This is a genomic window from Hymenobacter terrestris, assembly GCF_013377905.1.
Taxonomy (GTDB): domain Bacteria; phylum Bacteroidota; class Bacteroidia; order Cytophagales; family Hymenobacteraceae; genus Hymenobacter; species Hymenobacter terrestris.
The window spans coordinates 118,293-126,411 of record NZ_JABKAV010000005.1; the positions used below are offsets into that span (position 1 = coordinate 118,293).

At 62.7% G+C, this 8,119-nt stretch carries 2 protein-coding genes; both read left to right on the plus strand.

The genetic code is table 11. The features are described from left to right. Positions 1-65: 65 nt before the first annotated feature. The gene (locus HW556_RS03420; RefSeq protein ID WP_176897962.1) at positions 66-3,809 is read left to right on the plus strand and encodes a sensor histidine kinase; all 3,744 of its coding nucleotides are present in this window, start codon (positions 66-68) and stop codon (positions 3,807-3,809) included. Positions 3,810-3,967: 158 nt separating this feature from the next. Next, positions 3,968-7,918, plus strand: coding sequence for a hypothetical protein (locus HW556_RS03425; protein WP_176897964.1), 3,951 nt, complete (start codon positions 3,968-3,970; stop codon positions 7,916-7,918). The last annotated feature ends 201 nt before the right edge of the window (positions 7,919-8,119 follow it).

An 8,119-nucleotide genomic window follows, 5' to 3' on the forward strand; every position in this document is an offset into this window, starting at 1 on the left:
CGGGGGGCGTTTTTTTTGGCCCCAAGGTTGTAGGTTTACAGCCCTGCCTTACTTGTGGTATCTGTTTGAAACTTCGTCGTAATCTTCCGCGCTGGCTGCTGCTGCTGGCAACGCTGTGCTTTGTGGGGGCGTACGCGAGCAACCGCTACGGCCAGGACCCCAAGCTGGTACTGCAGGCCTCGGCTACCCGGCTGCAGGAGGTACTGATGGAAGCCGAGCTGACGGGCGAGCGGGAATCGACGGATGTGCTACAGCGCTTGGCTACCGGCAGGGTAGATTTCCGTAGCCTGACGAGCCACACGACCTACCCGACGTTCGTGTTCCGCAACGAGCAGCTGCTGTACTGGTCCGACCACGCCGTGCGCCCCGATGTGGAGCAGGCCACCCAGCGCTACCACGAGCGGCTGCTGGAAACCCGCTTCGGCAAGTTTTTAGTGCTGCGCCACGCCGAGGGGCCGTACGTGCTGCTAACGTACATTCCGCTCGAAATCAGCTACGGTATCAGCAACCGCTACCTGCGCGACGGCAACGGCCAGGGTGTTTTCCAGGGCCAGAACGTGCGGCTGCTGGTGGAGAAAACCGATACGGGCCGGCCCCGGGTAGTATCGAACGAGGGTAACTACCTGTTTTCGGTGGAAAGCCTGCAGGCCGATGCCATTACGGGTAAATACCTGCCGCTGGCGCTGTTGCTGCTGGGCGTGGGAGCCTATGTGGCGGCCTGGGTGCTATGGGCGCGCCGCCGGTTTGCACAGGGTCAGGCACTGGCCGGGGTGCTGTTGGTGCTGCTACCGCTGTTGGCACTGCGCGCCGTGATGCTACAGCTAAGTCTGCCGTTTTCGTTGCTGGAGTTCCGGCTCTTCGACCCAAGGGTATATGCGGCGTCCTGGCTTTCTCCTTCGCTGGGCGACCTGCTGCTCAACGCCGTGCTGCTGGCCGTGGGTGCTTGGTACGGGCTGCGGCTGTTTCGGCGCTACGGGCTGCCGCGCCGGGTAGAGCGGCTACGAAGCTGGCAGCTGCGCATGGCGTTGGGAACCGGCGTGGTGCTGGGCTTCTATGGGCTGCTGGAGTTGCTCTACGATTTCTACAGCAGCAGCTTCAGCAACTCGCAGCTGCTGCTCGATATCACCCAGGACATTCAGGTGAGCCCATTTAAGGTGTTGCTGGGCCTGGCCATTGTGCTGCACACCGGCAGCTATGTGGTGGGCTTTTATCTGTTGGCGCAGGTGTTTGTGCGGGTAGTGCGGCCCTCCACGCGCTATTTGGGGGCGGGACTGTTGCTGCTTTCGGCCGTAGTATTTCTGGCGGCTGGCCTGGGCCTGCAGTTGGTGCACAGTACGCTACTGGGGTTCACACTCGCCTTTTTTCTGGGGCTGCGGCTTACGGGGCTGGTACCGGCCGCCGCCGCTCTGCCGTACCAGCTATACCTGTTCGTGTTTGTGATGCTGGCCTTGAGCTCGGCGGTGGGAGCCTTGGCGCTCTACGAGCATTTCAACCGCCAGCTCACGCTCAACAAGCAAAACCTGGCCTCCAACCTGCTAACCGACAACGATTTGCAAGGCGAGTACCTGCTGGTGGAGCGCGGCGGTGAAATGGCCCGCGACCCAGTGCTGCGCACGATGCTGGCCAGCCCCTTTATCAACCTCGACCTGATCAAGCAAAAGGTAGTGAAGTACTACCTGCGCGACTATTTCGACAAATACGAGGTGCGGGTGCTGCTATTCCGGCCCGAGGGGCGGGGCGTGGCCATTGGGGGCAACCTCCAGACTACCCGCGAGTATCTGCTGCGCAACGCCAGCCCCACCGATTACCCTAACATTTACCTGGTACGCGACGGCAACCGCGCTTTCGATTCGCGGCGCTATGTGGCCTTTATTGCCGTGCCCGCCCCCGACCCCGAGCAGGGCAACAGTACCATTGCGCTGGAACTGACGCTGAAAAAGCTAACTGCGAACAGCGTGGTGCCCGAACTGCTGGTCGACCAGAAGTTCTTTCAGCCCCAACTGGGAACCGATTTGAGCTACGCGGGTTTCGAGAAAAACCAGTTGGTGTACAGCGAAGGCGACTTTGATTATGTCAACGAACTGCTGCCCCGCCTCTTTGCCGATCCGCGCCTGTACTCCACGGGGCTGGTAATAAACGGCTACCACCATCTGGCCGTACGCGGATCGGGTAAATCCGACCGGCTGGTGGTGGTGACAACGGCCACGTACTCGTTCACTGGTTGGCTGGCCAATTTCTCGTTTCTGTTTCTGCTTTATAGCTTCTGCTGGCTTCTGCTGATGGGAGTTATACTGCTGGCGCGCGGCCGGTACCGCTCCATGCTGCGCACCAACTTCAGCACCAAAATTCAGGTGTTTCTGAACCTGGGGGTGCTGGTGCCGCTGGTAGTGGTGAGTGCCGCTATTGCCGGGCAGGTAACTAACTCATACAAGCGCGATCTGCTGCGCTCTTATCTGCGGCGAGGCCAGGCCGTGCAGGAAAACCTGCTGAAAAACCGGGCCTTGCTGGCCGAAGACGCCAACCGCGCCGACCTCGTGGAGCTGGCCGAAAACGTAGCGTCGCTCACCGAAACCGACCTCAACCTGTATGACGCCCGCGGCGAGCTGCTCGTGAGCAGCCAGCCGCTTATTTTCGAGGCCAGCCTGCTAAGCACGCTCATGAACCCGCGGGCTATTACAGAGCTCAGCGAGGATGGTCAGCCCCGCGCCCTGCTCACGGAGCAGGCCGGTACCCTGTCCTTCAATGCATTATACCTGCCGTTGCGCTCCAGCATGGAAAATGGGCGTTCCGGGCCGGTGCTCGGCTACGTGGGTATTCCGTTTTTTGATTCGGAGAAAGACCTCGACAATAAGCTCACCGAGCTGATAAGCACCGTGCTCAACATCTTCACGCTCATGTTTATCCTGTTTCTGGGGCTAGCCTTCCTGGCTTCGCGCCTGCTGACGGAGCCACTGAAGCTGCTCACCGAGAAGCTGCGCCAAACCACGCTTACGGGCCAGAACGAGATGCTGGCCTACGAGTCGGAGGACGAAATTGGGCTGCTGGTGCGCGAGTACAACCATATGCTGTTGAAGCTGGACGAGAGCAAGGAGGAGCTGGCCATTCAGGAAAAAGAAGCCGCCTGGCGCGAAATGGCCCGGCAGGTGGCCCACGAAATCAAGAACCCGCTCACACCCATGAAGCTGAGCTTGCAGTTTCTGCAGCGCGCCATCCAGGACCGACGCCCAAATTTGGAGGAACTACTTACCAAAGTGTCGCAAACGCTCATCACCCAGATTGACGTGCTGACCGACATTGCCACCTCGTTCAGCAATTTCACCAACCTGCCCGCTATGCGCCCCGAGCGGCTCGATGTGGTACCGATTCTGCGCCGCTGCGTGCATCTGCACCAGAGCCGGCCCGGCGGCGGCGGTATCCGCCTCACGCTGCCGCCTGATACGGACCCCGACCAGTATGTGGTATTCGCCGACGAAAGTCTGCTGGTGCGAACATTTAATAATCTGATTATAAATGCGTTGCAAGCGGTGCCAGAAGGGCGTACTCCCGAGGTGGTGGCCATTCTGGAGCCCCTGGGCGACGAGCCGGGCCAGGGGCGGGTGCGCATCTGCATCGCCGACAACGGCACCGGTATTTCGGCCGAGGTGCAGCCCCAGATGTTTGTGCCCAACTTCACCACCAAAGAAACCGGTTCAGGCATCGGGCTGGCCGTGGCCCGCCGCGGCATCGAGAGTGCCGGCGGCCACATCTGGTTTGAAACCGAGGAAGGCGTAGGCACCCGTTTCTACATTGAACTGCCGTTGGCGGGGTAGGGGATGCAGCAAGTGAAAAATAGTGTTGGCTCCGCCGATCCGCGCTGCTGGCGGGAGCAAATCGGCAGCAGCCACGGATTTTATCCGGATCGGCAGACGTTGCGCTTCAACTCGGCGTTAATTAAGTAGTAGCTGCGCAGAAAATTCCGCTGGAATGGATGACGTTTAATCCTTCATTAGCATGTGCTAACGCCACCGGCCGCCTGTGGAGGTTGCTGCTGGCACTGCTGTGGCTGCTGTTGCCGGCCGCCGCGCTGGCCCAGCAGCGCCCGACTGTTCCAGCTGCCGCCGATGCACCGCCCAGCACCCGGCGCTGCGTGTGGGTGCGGCTGGCGGCTGACCGGGATACTACACTTTTCAGCCTGCCCGATACGCTGACCGTGGTGCCGGCCTCCGTAAGCCTCAACGGCCGCTCGGTGGCTTACAACTCCGCCACCGACCAGTACCGCTACGTGCGGCCCTCCTCACGCTTCCCCAGCCCCGAGCCTGGCCAGCCCGATATTGTGCTGCCGCCCACCGGGCCCGACTCGGTGCGGGTGTGCTACCGGGTGCTGCCGCTGCGGCTGGCTGAGGCGCGCTTCCTACGGCCCCGCAGTCTGCTCGATACGCTGGAGTTGTGGCAGCGGCCCGCGTTCGGCGCGCAGGATTTCTCGGTGAAGGAGCAGATTCTGAGCACGCCGGGCATCAACAAAACCGGTAATCTGTCGCGGGGCGTCTCGTTCGGTAATGCCCAGAACGTGTTCGTCAACTCCTCGCTCAACCTGCAGCTCGAAGGCAAGCTGACGGACAACATCGACCTGACGGCCGCCATATCCGACCAGAACGTGCCCTTCCAGCCCGAGGGCAACACCCAGCAGCTGCAGGAGTTCGACCGCATCTACATCACCCTCACCAACCCGCGCTGGAGCCTAACGGCCGGCGACGTGGTATTGCGCAACAAGCCCGACTATTTTCTGCGCTACTACAAAAACATCCAGGGCGGGGCCGGCGAGGTGAATTTTGGTGTGCTGCCGTCCGGCGGTTTTGGTGGTGGGGCCGGGGCGGGCATCAGCAACCAGCAGCTTTTCCAGTACCCCAACGCGGCCGGCGGCAGCACCGGCACCTTCATCACGAGCCCGCCCACCGTGGCCCCGGCGGCCGGCTCGGGTCAGTTACAGCCCGGCATCAATCCGGCTGGCGCCCCCGACCCCTACGGGCCGGCGGGCAGCTCGGGCGGCGCGCTCACGCCCAACGGCATCGGCCCCAATGCGCCCAGCCAGAGCCAGACTGTAACGACGCGCCGGGCCGCCGGGGCGCGGCAACCGCTGCTGTCGGTGGCCAACGGCGAGGCCTTTGCCACGACCTCGGTGGCAGCGGGCGGGGCCAAGGGTAAGTTTGCCAGCATTGATATTGCGCCCCTGGAGAACGTGCAGGGCCCGTACCGGCTGCGCGGGCCCAACGGCGAGCAGTTCATCATCGTGCTGGCCAACTCCGAGCGCGTGTACCTCGATGGCCGGCTGCTGGTGCGCGGCTTCGATGCCGACTACATCATCGACTACAACCAAGCCGAGCTGACATTTTCGCCCCGCCACCTCATCACCAGCAACACCCGCATCAAGGTCGATTACGAGTATTCCGACTTCAACTACGCCCGTTCGCTGGTGCAGGCCAGCCACTACCAGCAGCTGGGCCGCCTGCAGGTGCACGCCAACTTCTACCGCGAAGCCGACAACCCCGACAACTCGCCCAACCTCACCCTGAATGACGGCCAGAAGGCCCTGCTGCGCCGCAGCGGCAACGTAAGCCGCGTAACGGCCCCCGGCGACACGCTCGTGCTCTACGACCGGCGCCAGATTCAGTACCGCCGCGAAACCCTGCCCGACCCCGCCACCGGCCTGCCCACCCGCGCGTTCGTGTACCCGCCGCTCGACACGCTGGCGCTGGTGTACAACGTGCAGTTTACCAACCTGGGGGCCGGCCGGGGCAGTTACAACCTGGGCACCAACACCGATGAGGCCAACGCCAACGGCCGCGTATACACCTTTGTGGGCACCAACCGCGGCAGCTACGAGCCAGTGCGGGTGCTGCCCACGCCGCTCAAAAAGCAGTTGATTACGGTGGGCACCAGCTACGCCCTCGATTCGACAGCCACCGTGTTCGTGGATCTGGCCTCTTCAGACTTGGAACTGAACCGCTTTGCTACCGATGGCGCCACCGGCCAAGCCATGCGCGTGGGCTACGTGGTGCAGAACCGCGCCGTGAACCTACCGGGGCTGGCGGGCTACCGGCTGCGCAGCAGCGTCGACTACGAGTACACCAGCCGCCGTTTCACGCCCATCGACCGGTACCGCGACATTGAGTTCGACCGCAACTGGAGCACCGATAACACGCTCATCAGCAACAACCAAACACCCCGCGAGGAGAATATCTTTAATGCCGGCCTGGGGCTGATAAAAGATGCCAATAACGCCCTGGGCTACCGCCTGAGCCGCCGCTACCGGGCCGGCGAGGTAAGCGGGTTGCAGCACTGGCTCGATGCCGCCCACCAACTGGGCCGGGTGCAGCTGCGGGGCAACCTGTTTCTGCTGAACTCGGAAGCCGGCCGGCGCGAGTCGCGCTGGACGCGGGGGGAGGCGGCGGCCCGCTACGTTGGCGGAGCGCTGGAGCCGGGCTACGCCTACCGTTTCGACAAAAACCAAGTGGCCCGCGCTGCCGAAGGCGACTCGCTGACCTCGGCCAATTACTATGACGAGCACGCGCTGTTCGTGCAGAGCCGCGACACGGCCCGCATTAAGTTTCGGGCCGATTACAGTTTCCGCCGCGACCAGACGCCCAACGCCGAACGTACGGAGCTGCGCGAGCGGGGCCGCGCCCACACTTGGCAGGGTACGCTCAACTCGCAGCTGAGTGCTACTCAAAGCCTCAACATCCTGGCCACCTACCGCGACCTGAGCGCCCGCGACACCACCGGCCAGACGCGGCCCGGCGCACCCGCCGCCGACTTCGTGCGCGACCGGACCGTGCTGGGCAAGCTCGACTGGAACGCCAGCTTTTGGCAGAACACGCTGCGCTCGGAGTTGAGCTACGCCGTGGCCACCGGCCGCGAGTTGCGCCGCGACTTCGCCTACCTGGCCGTGCCCAATGGCCAGGGCACCCACTACTGGAACGATTTGGATGGCAACACCCGGCAGGAGAAAAATGAGTTTTTCGAGGCTCAGACGCCCGACGCGCAGTTTCGCACATACATCAAGGTCTTTCTGCCCACCGACGACTACCTGCCCGCCTTTACCAACCGCTTCAGCTACCGCCTCACGCTCTCGGCCCCGCGCGAGTGGCGCGAGGCCAGCGGCTGGCGCGAGCTGTTGGGCCGCTTTAGTACCCTCACTACCGTTACGCTCGACCGCAAAAGCACCGAAAATACGCTCAATTCCCGCCTCAATCCCTTCGCCTTCCAGACCGCCGACTCGCTGCTGCTGAGCCTGAACAAGCTGCTGCGCAACACGCTGTATTTCAACCGCTCGAACCCCATTTTCGGGGCCGAATTCACCATTCAGCAAACCCAGCAGAAGGTGCTGCTGACCCAGGGCTTCGATACGCGCAACCTAGCCAGCCAGAACCTGCTGCTGCGCCGCACGCTGGCCCAGTCGTTCACGGGCCGGCTCAACGGTACCCGCAGCATCCGCGAAAACCAGTCGGATTACTTGGAAAACCGCAATTTCCGGGTTGAGCAGTATGAGGTTTCGCCCGAAGTCAGTTACCAGCCGTCCACCGTCTGGCGCTTCACCACCACCTACCTGTTCAGCACCAAGCGCAACCTGGCCGGCTCCGATGTGGGCACAAAGGGCACCTTCCACGAGGCTGGGCTCGAAACCCGCATCAGCCAGGTGGGCAAGCGCACGCTCTCGGCCACCGGGCGCTATGTGGGCGTGGGTTTCGAGGGCAACCAGCTGAGCCTCGTGGGCCTGGAAATCCTCAACGCCCTGCGCCCCGGCACCAACTTCACCTGGAACCTGAACCTGGAGCAGCGTCTAAGCAACGGCCTCAACATTACGCTGGCCTATGACGGCCGCAAACCCCAGGGCCTAAGCGCCATCCATACCGGCCGCATGCAGGTGGCGGTGTTGTTTTAGATGCCGTAAAAATGACCTATTTCGGAGGACGGTGTAGGGGCGGGGCTTGTCCCCCCCCCTACACCGACCTCCAAAGCTTAAACCCTAACCGCCTCCAGTTCTGTTAATACCTGTTCCAGTGTCAGCGTCTGCTCCTGGCCGGGAGCCCTTGTTTTCAGTTTGAATAGGCCGGCGGCGCGCTCCTCGGGGCCCTGTAGCAGT

Coding starts and splice junctions, on each gene's coding strand:
- HW556_RS03425 (WP_176897964.1), top strand. CDS start 3,968: ATGACGTTTAATCCTTCATTAGCATGTGCTAACGCCACCGGCCGCCTG.